Below are 15,542 nucleotides of genomic sequence, written 5' to 3'. Positions count from 1 at the left end.
GACCCTGCGATTCTTTTTATTTCAGCCCCCAGATCTCCGGACCGGCACTACGTTGCTCCTGTGCCTATCACCAGTCCCCGACAGCCCCCTAACCGTGATTTACTGATCTGCGGACCGAACCGCAGAAACGGAACGACATAGCGGCGACAGCCCCTTAATCAGAAAGTCTAATTGCCCCACGGAGCGATTCTAGAAGCTGGAAAAAGTGTTACGTAACAACACACCCAACTGTTACCCTCACGGTTACAAGGGGTAACACTTTGCTACCCAATCCTTGGCATAAATGTTACCAATGTCAGGATATATTTTTTAAATACCTGTTATTAAAGGAAATTTATAAGTTGGCACAGCGCCTGCTATAGTTATTCGCAACAACAACAAGAAATCCTGTACCTAGAACTCAATAAAAATAAAAAGGGTTCAGCGGTAACGGGCACGTTCCAAACAAAAATAACAAATGGAACACCGCTGGCCGCTTTTGGAAATGGTTGCCTTCGATTGCAGTGACGGGAATAAAAATAACAACCCGTTTAGCGATCCCTACTCACCATTATCCGAAGCGGCTGGCCCTCTTTCATTCATCAGACACTCCCCTTCTGACTTACTCTAAAAGCTCCTTCGCTTGATCAACCGTTATCTGATGACGGTCGTATTATTCTGTCTTCTGCCGCCAAAGCCCCATAAACTCGATAATGCTGATTTGCCAGCCTCGTCGCCGGTGGTATCATTGCGCTCTTTTTTCAACGCAGTTATTCATCCAATAATAATATGGACTCTTCCCCGCTACTCGGCATCTGCCTGGCGCTGCTGCCCTGGCTTGTGATCGGCTTTCTGCTGTTTATCAATCTCACCAACGGCAAACCGGCCTCCCGTCCCGAGTCTGAAACCGGATCTGATTCAAACCCTATGCCTGAACACGGCCCCCGTATCATTGCCCGCGACCATCACCAGCTGTCACGCCGACAGATGAGTGACAACGCCCTCAAGGTTCTCTACCGCCTCAAGGACGGCGGCTACGAAGGTTATCTGGTCGGCGGCTGTGTCCGCGACCTGCTGCTGGGCGAAAAACCGAAAGATTTTGATGTGGCCACCGAGGCCCACCCGGAAGAGGTCCACGACCTGTTCCGCAACTCCCGCCTGATCGGTCGCCGTTTCAAACTGGTCCATGTCCGTTTCGGGCGCGAGATCATCGAGGTCGCCACCTTCCGCGCCAGCCACCAGGCGGTTCACAATAACGACGAGCAACACGGCAAACAGTCCGACAGCGGCCTGATTCTGCGCGACAACGTCTACGGCACGGTTGAAGAGGACGCCCTGCGTCGCGATTTCACCGTCAATGCGCTCTACTACTCGATCAAAGACTTCAGCATCCACGACTATGCCAATGGCCTGCAGGATCTGGATAACCGTACTCTGCGAATGATCGGCGACCCGGAAGAGCGCTACCGGGAAGACCCGGTGCGGATGCTGCGGGCGATCCGCTTTGCAGCCAAGCTGGAATTCGTTATGGCCCCGGAAACCGAGGAGCCGATCAAGCGTCTGGCCTATCTGCTCAACGACATTCCGGCGGCACGACTGTTCGAAGAGGTGCTCAAACTGTTCCTATCCGGTCAGGGCGAGACCACCTTTGCGATGCTGCGTCATTTCCGGTTGTTTGAGTCCCTGTTCCCGCTGACCCACCGTTTCCTCGAAAGCGAGCAGGGTCAGGCCGCCGAACGACTGATCGTCCAGGCGCTGCGGAACACCGACGCCCGAGTTAAGCGGGGCCAGAGCGTCACCCCGGCCTTCCTGTACGCAGCGATGCTTTGGCACCCGATGCAACAGATTCTGGAGCGACTCAAGTCCCAGGGCGTACCACCGATTCCGGCTCTGCATCAGGCCGCGCAGGAGATCCACCAGCGCCAGTCCCAGGCCTCGTCGATTCCGCGTCGTTTCTCCGGCACCATGCGTGATATCTGGGAGCTGCAGTACCGGCTACCGCGTCGTAACGGCAACCGTGCCAACCAGCTGCTGGAGCACCCCCGCTTCCGTGCCGCCTATGACTTCCTGCTGATGCGCGAGGCCAGCGGCGAACAGCTTGACGGTCTGGGCCAGTGGTGGACCGAGTTCCAGTCGGCCCGCAACGAGCAGCGCGAGCAGATGGTCGGCGATCTGGGCAGCGGCCAGGCCCGCAAGCGCCGTCGTCCGCGCCGCCGCAAACCCAAGTCCAACGTCTGATCGACCCGAGCGGATCAACCATGAGCAGCCACACCCAGACCGAGTTCGAGCTACTGGCACAGCCGCTGTGCTGCTATATCGGTCTGGGCAGCAATCTGGAAGATCCGCTCAAACAGGTCCAGCAGGCCCTGCAGGAATTGGCCGAACTGCCCCACTGCAGCAACCTGGCCCATTCGCGCCTCTACCGCAGCGATCCGGTCGGGCCAGCGGGACAGCCGGATTACATCAACGCGGTCGCCCGCCTGGAGACCCGACTGCAACCACTGGATCTACTGGACCAGCTGCAGGCGCTGGAGCAGCAACACCGTCGCGTCCGTCTGCAGCATTGGGGCCCGCGCACCCTCGACCTGGATATCCTGCTGTACGGCGATCGTCAGATCGATCTGCCCCGTCTGCAGGTTCCCCACCCCCATATGAGCGACAGAAACTTTGTCCTCTACCCGCTTCAAGAGCTCGAACCGACGCTCAAATTCCCCGATGGTCGCTCAATTTGTGACCATGTAAACCTTTGTACGCTGGGCACGCTTGAGCCGCTAGAGGTATAATCCGCCCCATCGCCGCTTTCGGCTCCAGAGTTAAAACGACGAATTGTTATGAAAAACATAAACTTGCACACCCTCTCGCAAATGAAGAGCGAGGGTAAAAAGTTCAGCTGCCTGACCGCCTACGACGCCACCTTCGCCCAATTGGTCAGCGAAGCCGGGGTTGAAGTGATCCTGGTAGGCGATTCGTTAGGCATGGTTTTGCAGGGTAACGACAGCACCCTACCGGTCAGCGTCGAAGAGATGGCGTACCACACCGCCTGCGTTAAGAAGGGCAACAAGGGCGCCTTTATCATGGCCGATCTGCCCTTTATGAGTTACAGCACCCCGGAACAGGCGATGGACAGCGCCGCTGCGCTGATGCAGGCCGGTGCCCATATCGTCAAACTCGAAGGCGCCGCCTGGCTGGGCGACAGCATCAGCCTGTTGAGCGAGCGCGGTGTACCGGTCTGTGCCCACCTGGGCCTGACCCCCCAAACCGTTAACGTACTCGGCGGCTACCGGGTCCAGGGCCGTGGCGATGCCGCCGAGCAACTGCTCAGCGATGCCAAGGCGCTGGAACAGGCCGGCGCGGCTATGCTGCTGCTCGAATGTGTCCCGGCCGAACTGGCCAAAGCCGTCACCGAAGCCGTTTCCATCCCGGTGATCGGCATCGGCGCCGGTGCCGACACCGATGCCCAGGTGCTGGTACTGCACGATATGCTGGGTGTGACGTCGGGCAGAAAGCCCCGCTTCGTCAAGAACTTCCTGGCCGAGACCGACAGCATCCAGGCTGCCGTCAGCGCCTATGTTGAGGCCGTCCATAACCAGACCTTCCCGCAACCTGAAAACTGGTTCGAGTAATGCAGACGGTTCACACCATTGCCGAGCTGCGGGCGCAACTGAGCAGCGCCCGCCGTGAAGGCCGCAAGATCGCCTTTGTCCCGACCATGGGCAACCTCCACTGCGGCCACATGAGCCTGGTCGAGGAAGCCGGCAAGCGCGGCGACCTGGTGGTTTCCAGTATCTTCGTCAATCCGCTGCAGTTCGGTGCCAACGAAGACCTGGACAGCTACCCGCGCACCCTGGCCGAAGATCAGCAGAAACTTGCCGCCTACGGCTGTCACCTGCTGTTTGCGCCGTCGGTACATGAGATCTACCCCCGTGGTACCGAGATCCAAACCGTGGTCGAGGTCCGCTCACTGTCGGACATGCACTGCGGCATGAGCCGTCCGACCCATTTCCGCGGCGTTGCCACCATCGTCGCCAAGCTGTTTGGGATTGTGCAGCCGGATATCGCCGTGTTCGGCAAGAAGGATTATCAGCAGCTGGCGGTGATCCGGCAGATGACCGAAGATCTGAGCCTGCCGGTTGAGATCGTCGGCGTCGATACCGCCCGCGAGCCCAGCGGGCTGGCGATGAGCTCCCGTAACGGCTACCTCAGTGAGGAACAGCTCAGGATTGCTCCGACGCTGAATCAGGTGCTGCAGCAGCTGGTCAGCACCTTGAAGCAGGGCAACCGCTCGTTCTACACCCTCGAAGAGCAGGCCAACCAGCAACTCGAAGCGGTCGGTTTCCAGCGTGACTACGTTCACATCTGTAACCGTCATACCCTGCAACCGGCCACCAGTGGTTGCCGCGAGCTGGTGGTGTTAGCAGCCGCACAATTGGGCCCGGCGCGCCTGATCGACAACTGCGAAGTGTTCCTGGACGACCATGACTAAGCCCTGACCCGGGCTTAGTCAGATCCGTAGAATTCACTGCCAAACCATTTTTTTTGCCCCAAGCCCTGATGCAACAGGGGCTGCGTCCCGTCCGTTTCGCTGAAACGCTCTCCATAGCCAAGTCTATTTTTCGATCACTCCCCTTTGCAGGGGCGTGATTTTCCTGATAGCTTGGTTTCTCCCGCACGAGGCGTGTTACGAAAAATCGGACTGCTTTGCTGCATTGCACATCGCCGATTGTTGGTGCAGTCGTCGGCGGTTTATTGCTCGTAATTGATGAGGCGTTGCTATGCGTGATGTTGTAATCGTAGCTGCTGGCCGTACGGCCATCGGCGCGTTCAATGGTTCCCTGTCTTCCCTGACCGCCGCTCAGCTGGGCACCATTGTGATTAAAGGCCTGCTGGATAAAACCGGTATCGCACCGGAGCAGGTTGACGAAGTCATTCTGGGACAAGTCCTGACCGCCGGTTGCGGTCAAAACCCGGCCCGCCAGGCTGCCATCAACGCCGGTCTGCCGGTTACTACCTCTGCCCTGACCATCAACAAGGTTTGTGGCTCCGGTCTGAAGACCGTTCACATGGCGGCCCAGTCCATCATGCTCGGCGATGCCGACCTGATCATCGCCGGTGGCCAAGAAAGCATGAGCCAATCCGGCCACTACCTGCCCAAGTCCCGTAACGGCCAGAAGATGGGCAACTGGAACCTGGTTGACACCATGGTCAACGACGGCCTGTGGGACGCGTTTAACGACTACCACATGGGCATCACCACCGAGAACATCGTCGACAAGTACGGCTTCTCCCGTGAGGAGCAGGATGCTTTCGCCGCCGCGTCTCAGAACAAAGCCGAAGCCGCGCTGGCCGCCAATCGCTTTGACGACGAGATCATCCCGGTTGAGATTCCGCAGCGTAAGGGCGACCCGATCGTGTTCGATCGTGACGAACAGCCCCGCGCCGGTGTGACCGCCGATGCGCTGGGCAAACTGCGCCCGGCCTTCAAGCGTGACGGTTCCGTTACCGCCGGTAACGCCTCCACCATCAACGATGGGGCCGCAGCGGTTATCGTCTGCTCCGCCGAAAAAGCCAAAGAGCTGGGCCTGGAGCCGCTGGCCACCATCAAGGCTTACGGCACCGCCGGTGTCGATCCGTCGATCATGGGCACCGGTCCGATCTGCGCCACCCAGAACACTCTGGAGAAAGCCGGTTGGAGCGTTGAGGATCTGGATCTGATCGAGGCCAACGAAGCCTTCGCCGCTCAAGCCATGTCGGTCAACAAGGACCTGGGTTGGGACACCGACAAGGTCAACGTCAACGGCGGAGCCATTGCGCTGGGCCACCCGATCGGCGCCTCCGGCTGCCGTGTGCTGGTCTCCCTGCTGCACGAAATGGTCAAACGTGACGCCAAGAAAGGTCTGGCGACCCTGTGCATCGGCGGCGGTATGGGTATCGCCCTGGCCGTTGAGCGCTAAGCGCGAGCCGCTATCTGCATAAAAAGGGGCCTTCTGGCCCCTTTTTATTGGCATCAACACCACCGTAGCGCCCGTTCTAAGAGCCCGGCAAGCACCGATCAACCCCGCTTAAAAATACGCCGCCAGCTGCTCGATACTGTCTAACCGCACCGGCACCATCGCAACCCCACCGGCCACCTCACGACGCAACTGCAACCGATTACGCTCGACGCTATCGAGCACCCCTTCGATTCGACGACCATTGCGGGTGGTCAGCTTCAATGGACTGCCGAGCAGGGCTTTAAGCTGCGGAATCGAAACTCGCTTATAGGCTGGCTGATAACTCGGTTTCGGCGCCGGATCAGGTGTCGAAACCAGCATAGCCGGGGTATCGGAGACCGTCGATTCGGCCTGAAGATCCTGAACGGGAAGCAGCCCGGTCAGTGGCACCTCGTTTGCTGCAACCAGCGGAACCTCTTCGACTTCAGCCCGTTGCTGCCCCCTGTTGGCGATCGACTCGGGCTCACGCCAACCGAGATCCACACGGGCGGAATTGAACCGGTTCAATCCCACCCGGATAGTGAAATCTGCCCAACCCTGAGCCTCGGTCAATCGCTGCAGCGGTACCGCCTGGCGGGCCTGCCACTGTAATCGAAGCTCGACTGGCAGGAACAGATAGTCCTGATAGGCCAGCTCCAGGGTGTCGGAGACCTGCCACCCCTGCTGCTCCAGACCAAAACGCATCAATCGGCTCTGCCGTGCCACATATTCACCCTGAATCAGGCCGGAGCGTCCCATCGCACCGCACTCCGCCAGCAACGCCGTTTGGGCTCCGCGATTGAGCAATGCCAGCTTGGCCCCGCCCAACCCGACCGTCTGAGTCGACAGGGTTTGCTGGCTCAAGCGTGAATAGCCGATGTCCAGATCGGCCTCCAGCTCGACCCGATAAAATTTTGGCCCTTCAAGCTGCAGGCTCAGGTTCAGATAGTGGGTTTCGGGTTCGAACCGGTAATTCAACTGTCCGTCCAGATCAGCTGTCGGCGCCGAAGCCGCCAACCCGCCTGCCGTCGGCGGCGTCACGCACCCCAGCCATCCCCGCAGATAGCGACCGGGGTTCAGCGGCTTCAACGCCAGCTGGCGCAATGAGGTTTGATCGACGGAGAAGCTAACCTGACCGCTGTCGGGCAGAACGCCCTGGTCGATGTTGTCCGCCTGCTCCAGCAGCTCACCCCAGCCCTCGGCCTTGAGCTGTAAGCGACTGAATTTCAGCGGCTGCTGCATCCCCGGCAACCAGAGTTCAGCCCCGCTGAGCGCCACCCGGCCATCAAAGTCGGCACTCAGCTCACGGTAGTGGAAGCGCCCCCCGTCGGGCAGCAACTGCTGAATCTGAACCAGGGCCTGGTTTAAGGAATAGCGGAGATAGAACTCGGCGCCGGCATAGGCCAGCAACGGCAGCAGCAGTGGCAGCAACGCCGCCTTCTTCAGGCTATGCAATATCGGGCGGAGACTCAGGGACCGTACTGGCATCATCGGGTAAGCAACTGATTTCGCTTCAACTTACCCATGATATTAGCGCCATCGGTTATTTTTTGTACCCGTATCAAGGTTTTTCGTTGATCCGACGCATAAAAAAACGCCCCGCTCTTTCGAACGGGGCGCTTCGCAATCAGCTCAACAGGGCAAGTGCTTAGTTCTTGCTCTTGTCGACGATCTTGTTGGCAGCGATCCAAGGCATCATGGAGCGCAGCTTCTCACCGGTCTGCTCGATCGGGTGAGCGGCGTTGTTACGACGACGCGCGGTCATGGCCGGGTAGTTGGCCTGACCTTCGGTGATGAACATCTTGGCGTACTCACCGTTCTGGATGCGCTTCAGGGCGTTACGCATGGCAGCGCGGGATTCTTCGTTGATGACCTCAGGACCGGTTACGTACTCACCGTACTCGGCATTGTTGGAGATCGAGTAGTTCATGTTGGCGATGCCGCCTTCGTACATCAGGTCAACGATCAGCTTCAGTTCGTGCAGACACTCGAAGTAAGCCATCTCCGGCGCGTAACCCGCTTCGGTCAGGGTTTCGAAGCCCATCTTGACCAGCTCAACCGCGCCACCGCACAGTACCGCCTGCTCACCGAACAGGTCGGTTTCGGTTTCGTCTTTGAAAGTGGTCTCGATGATACCGGAACGGCCACCGCCAACGCCCATGGCGTAAGACAGCGCAACCTGCTTGGCGTTGCCGGAAACGTCCTGGTGGATCGCGATCAGATCCGGGATACCGCCGCCGTTGACGAACTCGTTACGTACGGTGTGGCCCGGTGCCTTAGGAGCAACCATGATCACGTCCAGGTCGGCACGCGGCTCAACTTGGTTGTACAGGACGGAGAAGCCGTGAGCGAAAGCCAGGGTAGCGCCCTGCTTGATGTTCGGCTCGATCTCGTTCTTGTACAGTTGGCCCTGGAACTCGTCCGGAGTCAGGATCATGACCAGGTCAGCAGCCGCAACGGCTTCAGCAACCGGAGAAACCTTCAGACCGTGGGCTTCAGCCTTGGCCACGGAAGCAGAACCGCTACGCAGACCAACGGTCACGTCAACGCCAGAATCTTTCAGGTTGCACGCGTGGGCGTGACCCTGGGAGCCGTAACCGATAACGGCAACTTTCTTGCCCTGGATGATCGAGAGGTCGCAATCTTTATCGTAATAAACCTGCATGGATAAGGTCCTGTATCTAAGGTTATTCAAATCTGAAATTGCCCGGCTTCCTGTGTGCTTTCTACCTCAACTCATCAGGGTCGCCTCAGCGTTGGTGGGCAAGATACGCCAACTTTGTCGTTGCGTAAACTGATATATATGCAACACAATATTGCATAATACGCATCATTAGTTTTTCTGTGATAGCCCGAGCATTCCGATGGACCATCGACTACTGAGCCAGTTTCTCGCCCTTGCCGAAACCCTGCACTTCGGCCGTGCCAGCGAACTGAGTCATATCAGCCCCTCAACCCTGAGCCGCTCGATCAAGCAGCTGGAGGAGAACCTGGGTACCGAGCTATTTCTGCGCGATAACCGCAGTGTCAGCCTGACTCCCGCCGGGGTGAAATTCCAGAACTACGCCCGTGAAACCCTGAACGCCTGGGAGCTGCTGCAGTCGCAACTGGCCGAGACCCAGGGCGAGCTGCAGGGGGAGATCAGCATGTACTGCTCGGTCACCGCCAGCTACAGCTTCCTGTACGATCTGCTCAGCAGCTTCCGCCAGGCCCATCCCAAGATCGAGATCAAACTGCACACCGGCGATCCCGAGTCGGCCATCGGCCGGGTGCTGGCCGGTACCGAAGAGATCACCATTGCCGCCAAGCCGGAAAGCCTGCCCGCCGGTTTGGCGTTCAAGCACATCGCCACCTCACCGCTGGTGTTTATCGCCCCGACCCAGGAGGTCCAGAGCGACCTGCCTATCGGTCCGGATGGGGTCAGCGACTGGGCCAAGACGCCAATGATCCTGTCCGAGTCCGGCTTGGCACGGAAGAGGATCAATCGCTGGTTCAAACGCAAGGGGATCAAACCGACCATCTACGCCCAGGTGGCCGGTCACGAGGCGATCGTCAGCATGGTCAGCCTGGGATTTGGTGTCGGAGTGGTGCCCCGCATCGTGCTGGATAACAGCCCGCTGGCGCAGCGGGTCCGGATTCTAGAGGCCCGCCCGGCGCTGGACGCATACGAAGTCGGTCTCTTTACGCTGGAGAAAAAGCTCAAGAACCCGCTGATTCAAGCCTTCTGGCACTCCATCCACTAGATTAGTCGCTACCAGTGTCGATCTCTCGGAACATATAGCGGCCAGGGGCGCCACTGTGGTCGCACGGAGCGATAGCGATGGGGATAACGCTGCACCCCATAACGATGCCCCCGGTGCGACGGATGTACCCCATGCCGGTGCCAGGGTTTTCGACCCCACTTGCCCCGATGACGATAGGGTTTGACCCGCTTGTAGCGTTTAGCCAGGTACGCATCACCATGGCGAATACTGATCCAGCCGTTGGGCAGCGCGTGATGGAGTTCGATCGAAGTGCCGTAGCGATAGGGCGATGCCTGAATCCAAGTACCGACATAGCTCTGGCGGTAGCTGTCGCAGCAGTCGATCGTCGATGGGTGGGCCCAGGCCAGCGGTGCCGCCAGTAACAGGAGGGGCCCGATCATAGTTTTCATGCCAACTCCCGACAGCAACGCCTATGTCACTGTCGAGGCTATTATCAGCGCTAGCGCCTGAACCGACGATGAACTGTCAGGGGGAAGCCAGCAGCGGCGCCAGGGTCCGCCAGGCCAGCTCCAGCAGTTTCGGCTGTGCCTGGGTATTGGGATGGATACCGTCGGCTTGCATCAGCTCCGGCACACCACCGATCCCTTCAAGAAAGAACGGCAGGTAGGCGATCCCGCTCGCTTCACCCACCCGGCTGAACAGTTGGTAGAAACCATTGCTGTAACGAGGCCCATAGTTGGGTGGAATCCGCATCCCCAACAGCACCACCTCAGCACCGGATTGCTGCCCGAGTGCCACCAGTTGGTGCAGATTGGACTCGATCAGTTTCAGCGGCGTACCTCGAAGACCATCATTACCCCCCAGCTCGATCACCAACACCTGAGGCCGGTATTGTTGCAGCAGTGACGGCAACCGGCTCAAGCCGCCGCTGGTGGTATCGCCACTGACCGAGGCATTTATTACCCGTAATGGGGAACCTTCGGCACTCAGTCGTTGTTCCAATAAAGAGGTCCAGCCCCGGCCCGGTTCCAGCCCATAGCCGGCGCTGATACTATCTCCGAGAATCAACAGTACCGGTTCTCGAGGTTCGGTCACCGGTGCCGCGGTTGCAAGCCGGACATTCAAGGCTCCGCACAACACCAGCGACCACAGCAACCAACCCGTTATTCGCAACCAAGAGCGTTTCAATGCCTGACTCCTTATCCGTTACCGCTGCCGCCCGAGACAGTATCTCCCAAAGCCATGGCGACCCGATCATTCAGGTTCACCAACTCGATCACCGGGTTGATGCCCGCCAGGGTGAATTGGTCATTCTCAGCGGCCTTAATCTACAGGTCAACCGTGGCGAAAGTGTCGCCATTCTGGGCGCGTCCGGTTCCGGTAAGTCGACACTGCTGGGGCTACTTGCCGGTTTGGACCGCGCCAGCAGCGGATCGATCCGTCTGGCCGGACAACCGCTGGAGCAGCTCGATGAGGACCAACGTGCCACGCTGCGCAGCGAACAGGTCGGCTTCGTATTTCAGAACTTCCAGCTGCTGCCGGCCCTGACCGCGCTGGAAAATGTCATGCTGCCGCTGGAACTGGCCGGCCACGGTCAGGCTGCCACCGAAGCAGAAACCCTGCTGCAACGGGTCGGGCTCGGCTCGCGGCTGGATCACACCACGCTGCAGCTGTCCGGTGGCGAACAGCAACGGGTGGCGATCGCCCGCGCCTTCGCCAGCAATCCACAGATTCTGTTCGCCGATGAACCCACCGGCAACCTGGACCGCCAAACCGGCGAGACCGTGATCGAGCTGCTGTTCGACCTGAACCGGGAGCAGCAGACCACCCTGATTCTGGTGACCCACGATATCCATCTGGCCGAACGCTGCCAGCGCCAACTGGAGCTGATCGATGGCCGCCTGGTCGAACAGCTCAACGCCACCGAAGAGGTTGTCCGATGATCGGGGTTGGTCGCTCGACGCTGACCCTGGCGCTCCGCCTACTGCGGCGCGAATGGCGCAGCGGTGAGTTACGCCTGCTGCTGATCGCGCTCTGTATCGCCGTGACCGCCGGCAGTGCCGTCGGTTTCTTCACCGACCGGGTCGAACGGGCCCTGGTACGCCAGGCCACCGAATTTCTCGGCGCCGACCTGGTGCTGACCAGCGCCCGCGAGTTCCAACTCGACCTGGCGCCGGAAGCCCAGCAGCGCCGACTGCAGCTGAGCAAACAGCTGATCTTCCCCAGCATAGTGATGCAGGGCGACGAGATGATGCTGTCGAGCATCAAGGCGGTCGATCAACAGTATCCTCTCAAGGGCATCCCCAAGGTCAGCGACAGCCTCAGCGGCACCCCGGAACGGCTGGCTCAGCCACCCGAACCCGGCACCGCCTGGGTTGAACCGCGATTGCTGGAAAGCCTGAAACTGAAGGTCGGCGATAGTGTCGAGGTCGGCAATCAACGGCTGACGATCACCAAGGTCCTGCTGCAGGAGCCGGATCGCGGCGGCGGTCTGTTCAACCTGCGGCCGCGGCTGATGATGCATATCGATGACCTGGCCAAGGCCGAGGTGATCCAACCGGGCAGCCGGGCCAACTACCGCTACCTGTTCAACGGCGAAGAAGCGGCCCTGGACACCTTCAAGCAGTGGCTGTCGGAGCAGATGCTGCCGGGGCAGCGGCTACTGGATATCCGTGAGGAAAACCCATCGCTGGGTAACACCCTGACCCGGGCCCAGCGTTACCTGAACCTCTCCAGTCTGCTGGCGGTGGTGCTGGCCGGGGTCGCCATCGCGATGGCCGCCCGGCGCTACAGCGAGCGGCATTTCGACACCGCGGCGCTGCTGCGCTGCCTGGGGCAGCCCCAGAAAGGGATACTGCAGCTGTTCGCGCTGCAACTGCTGCTGGCCGGACTGCTGGCCGCGCTACTCGGGGTCGCCCTGGGCTGGCTGGCCCAGTACGGGCTGGTAACGCTACTGGCCGGGCTGATGCCGGTCTCCCTGCCCGGCCCCGGAATCGCACCGGCGCTGACCGGTTTCGGCACCGGTATCCTGGTACTGGCCGGCTACACCCTGCCGCCGCTGCTGCGCCTGAGCCAGGTCTCTCCGCTGCGGGTACTTCGACGCGAGCTGGACCCGCTACCGACCAGTGCCTGGCTGGTCTACGGCTGCGCCGGCACCCTGATGGTGCTGCTGCTGTGGCTGCACAGCCAGGACCTGCGACTGACCCTGATCATCACCGTCGGTGGCGGTTTGGCGGCCCTGTTGCTGGGACTGATCGGCTGGGGAGGGCTGCGCCTGCTGGGACGCTTCAATGGTCCGCTGAGCTGGCGCCTGGCCCTCAACAACCTGATGCGCCGTCCCGGCGCCGGCATCAGTCAACTGATCGCCTTCAGCCTGACGCTGGCGGTGATGGCGCTGATCCTGCTGGTCCGGGCCGATCTGGTCGACAGCTGGAAGCGGGCGCTGCCGGACAACGCGCCGAATAATTTCCTGATCAATATCCAGGCCGAGCAGGTGCCGTTGCTGGAGCGTTACCTGAATGACAACCGCATCGAGTACAGCGACATCTATCCGATGGTGCGTGGCCGTTTAAGCCACATCAACGGCGTCGAAGCGATCAGCCTACACGCCGAAGAGAGCCCCGGCGGTCATGCCCTGCGACGGGAGCTGAACCTGACCTTCAGCGACACCCTGGCCGACGACAACCGCATTATCCAGGGGCAGTGGTGGACGCCGCAGGACCACGGCAAACCCCGGGTTTCGATCGAACAGGAACTGGCCCAGGAGCTGGGGCTGAAGCTGGGTGACCAGCTACGGTTCGATTTCGGTTACCGCAGTATCGATGCTGAAATTGTCAGTACCCGTTACCTCGACTGGGGCAGCATGCGCCCCAACTTCTACATCATCTTCCCACCCGGCGGGCTGGACGGTCTGCCGACCAACTACATCACCAGCTTCCACCTGCCCGAGGAACGTCGGCGGGAGCTGGTGACCCTGATGGAGCAGTTCCCGACCCTGACGCTGCTGGAGGTCGACCAACTGCTGGGCAATATCCGGGTGATCATCGCCCAGGTCTCGCTGGCGGTGGAGTACGTGCTGCTGTTCGTACTGGCAGCCGGTTTCACGGTGCTGTTCGCCGCCCTGTCGTCCAGCCTCGACGAACGACTGCATGAGGGCGCGTTGATCCGCACCCTGGGCGCGCGCAGCCAACTGATCCGACGGATGCTGGCATCCGAATTTATCCTATTGGGAGCCATGTCCGGTTTGATCGCGGCACTATTGGTGGAGGGCACCCGGTTTGCGCTCTATCAACAACTGCTGGATCTGAGCTATCGACCGGAACTGCTGCTATGGCTGTTCACGCCGTTGTGCGGAGCGATCTTAGTGGGGCTTGCGGGGCACCTGGGAACCCGCAAGCTGGTACGACAAACGCCGTTGCGGGTACTGCGGGAGCAGGGTTGACATAGATCACCGCTCTGTCGGAAGCTCGACCTGATCGCGGTTAATCCAACAGGGAGTGCCCCAGCACTGTGCCGATACGCAACTTCTTACTGATCCTGGCCAGCCTGATAATCTCCGGCTGCGCCAGCCAGGCCACCATCAGCAATAACGACCTGTCGCAGCTGGCACCGGAGCAGCGTTACGGGGTCTTCAACGGCGACCTCAAGCCACGGGTTCGAGCCGAGCAGCGGGATCAGGATATCTCCCTGTCATTGGCCTTTTCCGGCGGCGGAACCCGGGCGGCGGCACTGGCCTACGGCGTTTTACTGGAACTGCGCGACACCCCCATCGCCCACCCCCAAGGCCCGCAACGGCTGCTCGACGAAGTGGATATAATCAGTTCGGTCTCCGGCGGCAGCTTCACCTCGGCCTACTACGGTCTCTACGGTGAGCGGACCTTCGACGAGTTCGAGGACAAATTCCTGCGCCGCGATGTCGGCGGTGCCCTGGTGGATCGGCTGATCTCGCCGTCTCGCTGGTTCTCCACTCAGGATCGCAGTGAAGCAGCGGTCGAGATTTATCAGGACCAACTGTTCGAGGGTAAGACCTTTGCCGACCTGAAGGCCGCCGGCGGGCCGATGATCATCATCAACGCCTCGGATCTGGGTCGAGGGGTGCGGTTCTCGTTCCTGCAGGACTACTTCGATCTGCTCTGTTCCGACCTCTCCAGCTTTCCGATCGCCAAAGCGGTCACCGCCTCATCGGCGGTACCGGTATTGTTCGCACCGGTGGTGCTGAAGAATCATGACGGCTGCCACTCCAGCGCCCAGACCTATCTGCAGTCGGTCGATACCCGGCAGCTGCCGTCCCGGGTCGCCCAGGCGGTAAACGGACTGAAAACCTATTCCGATAAGCAGCAGCGGCAGTTCATCCATCTGGTTGACGGCGGCATCACCGACAACCTCGGATTGATGGCGATCTACGAGATGGTCGAGGTGGCTGGCGGGATCGAACCCTTTATGAAAGTGACCGGCGGCAAGCCGGCCAGCAATATCCTGTTTATCTCGGTCAACGCCTCCACTTACGTCAAGCACGAGATCGAGCTGAGCAAGGAGGAACCGTCGCTGGAGGACACCATCAACACCGTGACCGATGTGCAGCTGCATCGCTACAACGCCGCAACCCTGGACCTGATGCGGGAAACGATGAATCTCTGGGCGAAGCAGATGTCGACGCCGCAGCAAGCGGTCAATCCCTACTTTATCGAGCTCAGTTTCGAGACCCTGACCCTGGAACAGCGGGACTATTTCAACCGCATTCCGACCAGCTTCAGCCTCGAAGAGGAGCAGGTCGACCGCTTGATTGAGCTGGGACGCCAGCTACTGCGTCAGAATCCGACCTTCCGGCAGTTCCTGAGCCGCTACCCGTCCAGCACCGAGCAGTTGGACGCCCGTAACCGGCATCAGTAGA

Annotated in this window: 13 protein-coding genes; 9 read left to right on the top strand and 4 right to left on the bottom strand. The window is 60.1% G+C overall.

Annotated elements, in window-relative coordinates; genetic code table 11:
• Positions 1–768: 768 nt before the first annotated feature.
• From pcnB to ACO05M_RS06080, 5 genes are all read left to right on the top strand, one after another.
• Entirely contained in the window at positions 769–2,217 is a 1,449-nt protein-coding gene (gene pcnB, locus ACO05M_RS06100) for a polynucleotide adenylyltransferase PcnB (RefSeq protein ID WP_421868907.1), read from the top strand.
• A 20-nt stretch (positions 2,218–2,237) separates the two neighbouring features.
• Positions 2,238–2,762 carry a 2-amino-4-hydroxy-6-hydroxymethyldihydropteridine diphosphokinase gene (folK, locus tag ACO05M_RS06095; protein WP_421868903.1) on the top strand — a complete coding sequence of 175 codons (525 nt, stop codon included), beginning with the start codon at positions 2,238–2,240 and terminating at the stop codon, positions 2,760–2,762.
• A gap of 48 nt (positions 2,763–2,810) precedes the next feature.
• The gene (panB, locus tag ACO05M_RS06090; RefSeq protein WP_421868900.1) at positions 2,811–3,602 is read left to right on the top strand and encodes a 3-methyl-2-oxobutanoate hydroxymethyltransferase; all 792 of its coding nucleotides are present in this window, start codon (positions 2,811–2,813) and stop codon (positions 3,600–3,602) included.
• Positions 3,602–4,462: a pantoate--beta-alanine ligase gene (panC, locus tag ACO05M_RS06085; RefSeq protein WP_421868897.1), complete on the top strand. Its 861-nt coding sequence runs from the start codon at positions 3,602–3,604 to the stop codon at positions 4,460–4,462. The genes panB and panC overlap by 1 nt, the downstream gene beginning before the upstream one ends.
• A 289-nt stretch (positions 4,463–4,751) precedes the next feature.
• The gene (locus tag ACO05M_RS06080; RefSeq protein ID WP_421868894.1) at positions 4,752–5,930 is read left to right on the top strand and encodes an acetyl-CoA C-acetyltransferase; all 1,179 of its coding nucleotides are present in this window, start codon (positions 4,752–4,754) and stop codon (positions 5,928–5,930) included.
• Between the two features lie 108 nt (positions 5,931–6,038).
• On the opposite strand, the gene ACO05M_RS06075 is transcribed toward ACO05M_RS06080, so the two are convergent.
• Complete coding sequence (locus ACO05M_RS06075) at positions 6,039–7,439, bottom strand: hypothetical protein (protein ID WP_421868891.1); 1,401 nt, start codon at positions 7,437–7,439, stop codon at positions 6,039–6,041.
• 157 nt (positions 7,440–7,596) lie between these two features.
• On the bottom strand, positions 7,597–8,613 hold the full coding sequence (gene ilvC / locus ACO05M_RS06070; protein ID WP_421868888.1) for a ketol-acid reductoisomerase: 1,017 nt from the start codon (positions 8,611–8,613) through the stop codon (positions 7,597–7,599).
• 199 nt (positions 8,614–8,812) lie between these two features.
• On the opposite strand from ilvC, the gene ilvY reads away from it, so the two are divergent.
• Complete coding sequence (ilvY, locus tag ACO05M_RS06065) at positions 8,813–9,691, top strand: HTH-type transcriptional activator IlvY (protein WP_421868884.1); 879 nt, start codon at positions 8,813–8,815, stop codon at positions 9,689–9,691.
• 8 nt (positions 9,692–9,699) lie between these two features.
• On the opposite strand, the gene ACO05M_RS06060 is transcribed toward ilvY, so the two are convergent.
• Together ACO05M_RS06060 and ACO05M_RS06055 are read right to left on the bottom strand one after the other, a co-directional pair.
• The gene (locus ACO05M_RS06060; protein WP_421868881.1) at positions 9,700–10,101 is read right to left on the bottom strand and encodes a hypothetical protein; all 402 of its coding nucleotides are present in this window, start codon (positions 10,099–10,101) and stop codon (positions 9,700–9,702) included.
• A gap of 76 nt (positions 10,102–10,177) precedes the next feature.
• Complete coding sequence (locus ACO05M_RS06055) at positions 10,178–10,840, bottom strand: arylesterase (RefSeq protein ID WP_421868879.1); 663 nt, start codon at positions 10,838–10,840, stop codon at positions 10,178–10,180.
• On the opposite strand from ACO05M_RS06055, the gene ACO05M_RS06050 reads away from it, so the two are divergent.
• From ACO05M_RS06050 to ACO05M_RS06040, 3 genes are all read left to right on the top strand, one after another.
• The gene (locus ACO05M_RS06050) at positions 10,840–11,595 is read left to right on the top strand and encodes an ABC transporter ATP-binding protein (RefSeq protein WP_421868876.1); all 756 of its coding nucleotides are present in this window, start codon (positions 10,840–10,842) and stop codon (positions 11,593–11,595) included. The two genes, ACO05M_RS06055 and ACO05M_RS06050, sit on opposite strands and share 1 nt — an antisense overlap.
• A complete protein-coding gene (locus ACO05M_RS06045) occupies positions 11,592–14,093 on the top strand; it encodes an ABC transporter permease (RefSeq protein WP_421868873.1) in 2,502 nt (833 codons plus the stop codon). Before ACO05M_RS06050 ends, ACO05M_RS06045 begins: the two co-directional genes overlap by 4 nt.
• 68 nt (positions 14,094–14,161) lie before the next feature.
• The gene (locus ACO05M_RS06040; protein ID WP_421868871.1) at positions 14,162–15,541 is read left to right on the top strand and encodes a patatin-like phospholipase family protein; all 1,380 of its coding nucleotides are present in this window, start codon (positions 14,162–14,164) and stop codon (positions 15,539–15,541) included.
• The last annotated feature ends 1 nt before the right edge of the window (position 15,542 follow it).

It is taken from the genome of Motiliproteus sp., from assembly GCF_965230735.1.
Lineage (GTDB): Bacteria > Pseudomonadota > Gammaproteobacteria > Pseudomonadales > Balneatricaceae > Motiliproteus.
The sequence above is the reverse complement of the archived record's forward strand: the minus strand, read 5'-3'. Positions and strand labels throughout refer to the sequence as shown.